A 2,680-nucleotide genomic window follows, 5' to 3' on the forward strand; every position below is an offset into this window, starting at 1 on the left:
GGCACGCCACCTGCAATAACGAAGTTAACTTTTGAAACTTTATCTTTGAACTTTAACTTCTCATTTATTACAGGTGTACATATGACAATTCACATTAAAAATAACATCGATTGGGTTGGACAACGTGACTGGGAAATATTGGACTTTCATGGCACTGAATATAAAACCACTAAAGGGACCAGTTATAATAGTTACCTTGTCCGTGAACAAAAAAATGTCTTAATCGATACTGTTGACCATCGTTTCAGCCTGCAATTTATTCAAAATCTTGAGATGGAAATTGATCTCGATAAGATTGATTACATCGTCATTAACCATGCAGAAGAAGATCACTCAGGTGCGTTAGCAGCTTTGATGGCTAAAATCCCTAATACGCCAATTTATTGTACCGAAAATGCTATCGACTCCATTACTGGCTTACACCACCATACCGAGTGGAATTTTAATATCGTTAAAACCGGCGATACTCTTGATATTGGTAATGGCAAGCAGTTGGTGTTTATTGAAACCCCAATGTTGCATTGGCCAGACAGTATGATGACCTATTTAACGGGAGATGCTGTGCTATTTAGTAATGATGCGTTCGGTCAACATTATTGTGATGAGCATTTGTTTAATGATGAAGTAGACCAAATTGAATTAATGGATCAGTGTTTACGTTATTACTCCAATATTCTTACCCCGTTTAGCTCACTGGTTACCGCTAAAATTAACGAAGTGCTGAGTTTTAACCTGCCTGTAGACATGATTGCTACTGCCCATGGCGTGGTGTGGCGCGACAACCCTACCCAGATTATTCATCAATATCTGCAATGGGCAGATAATTATCAAGAAGACAGAATTACCATTTTTTATGATTCAATGTCTAATAACACCCGCATGATGGCCGATGCCATTGCTCAAGGGATCCACGACGTTGACCCTGTGGTGTCTGTTAAAGTGTTTAATGTGGCCCGCCATGATAAAAATGACATCTTAGCTAACGTGTTCCGCTCTAAAGGTATTTTGGTGGGTTCATCAACCATGAACAATGTCATGATGCCAAAAGTCGCGGGCATGTTAGAAGAGATCACAGGCTTGCGCTTTAAAGATAAAAAAGCCGGTGCATTTGGAAGTTATGGCTGGAACGGCGGCGCGGTTGACCGTATTCACACCCGTCTTACGGATGCCGGATTTGAAACCATTGTCGGCTTAAAAGCAAAATGGCGACCCGATGGTAAAGCGATGCGCGAATGCCGTGAGCATGGCCGCCAGATAGCCAAAAGCTGGGCATGGCATGATTTAAGTAATGTAAAATCCATTTCACCTGCATCGCTAGCTAAAAGCGCTCAAGCCACTGTAACCACTAAGCCAACGCCAGCAGTTCAAACAACTCAAGCAATCAAACCGACATGTACAACAGCGACAGCAATGAGTGATTCACAAAATATGCTCTGCACTGTGTGTAATTGGGTATATGTGCCAGTATTGGGTGAGCCTAATCAAGAAGTAGAACCAGGAACACCGTGGAGCGAAGTACCAGACTTTTTCCTTTGCCCAGATTGTGGCCTTGGCAAAGATGTATTTGTCCCTATTGCTGAGAGGAAAGCATCATGAGTGCACCTATCATTATCATTGGTAGCGGCTTTGGCTCATATCAACTTATCAAGACCATTAGACGCACAGATAAGCACTTACCTATAACCGTTTTTACCCTTGATGAAGGCCACGATTATAATAAACCGGACTTGAGCCATGTATTTAGTAACAAGCAAAACAGTGCTGATTTAATCCGTCTGAGTGCACAAGAGTTTGCCAGCGAGAATAATATTACTCTGCATGCTTTTACCAAGGTTGATTGTATTGATAGCGTTCAACAACAAGTGTTTGTTAACGGCGTTGCTTATCCATATGCAAAACTGGTGTTAGCGACGGGAGCAAAAACCTTTGTACCCCCTATGCTTGGCAATGCCACTGACAGTGTTATTACCTTAAACAGTTTACGTGAGTTTGATAGCGCGCAGTTGCAACTACAAAATGCACAGACGGTTCTAGTGATTGGTGCAGGCATTATCGGCACTGAAATAGCGATGGATCTTAACCATAGTGGCAAAATAGTTGTGGTGGTTGATCCAAGCCACGGCGTGATGGCGAGCATGTTGCCAGAGTTAGTCGCCAGTGCTTTACAAAAGAAAATGGTTAATATGGGCGTGGTGTTTGAGTTTGGGCGCACGATTAGTTCACTAAATAAAACTGAATTAGGTATATGTGCCACACTCAGCTCTGGCCAAACATATACCGTGGATTGTGTTATTTCAGCCGCAGGCTTAAAGGCTAATGTTGGCTTAGCACGTCAATCTGGCTGTAAAGTGAATAAAGGTTTAGTGGTTAATAATCAGCTGCAAACCTCAGTGAATAACATTTATGCCTTAGGCGATTGCGCCGAAATAAACGGCAAGGTGATGTCCTACTTACAGCCAATTTTGTTAAGCGCCAATGCATTAGCAAAAACTTTACTCGGCCAACCAACAGATTTGAAGTTACCGGCGATGTTAGTCAAAGTTAAAACGCCGCACATGCCGATTCAATTAGGCGGTAACACCGTAACTGATGTAGCCTCTTGGCAGGTGGATATTGATGCTCTGGGTTGTTCAGTAAAAGCCTACAACGAGCAAAAACAGATTATCGGTTTTGTAGTAAC

At 42.4% G+C, this 2,680-nt stretch carries 2 protein-coding genes; both read left to right on the forward strand.

Annotated elements, in window-relative coordinates:
- Positions 1-81 precede the first annotated feature (81 nt).
- Positions 82-1,596 carry an anaerobic nitric oxide reductase flavorubredoxin gene (norV, locus tag CXF78_RS19690; RefSeq protein ID WP_102037708.1) on the forward strand — a complete coding sequence of 505 codons (1,515 nt, stop codon included), beginning with the start codon at positions 82-84 and terminating at the stop codon, positions 1,594-1,596.
- A partial coding sequence (norW, locus tag CXF78_RS19695; protein WP_102037707.1) for an NADH:flavorubredoxin reductase NorW occupies positions 1,593-2,680 on the forward strand: 1,088 nt, incomplete at its 3' end. The genes norV and norW, both read left to right, overlap by 4 nt.

Source organism: Shewanella sp. 11B5 (assembly GCF_002836795.1).
Lineage (GTDB): Bacteria > Pseudomonadota > Gammaproteobacteria > Enterobacterales > Shewanellaceae > Shewanella > Shewanella frigidimarina.

What these genes read in the sequence shown, in the direction of transcription:
- norV (WP_102037708.1), top strand. Translation starts at nt 82, where the DNA reads ATGACAATTCACATTAAAAATAACATCGATTGGGTTGGACAACGTGAC.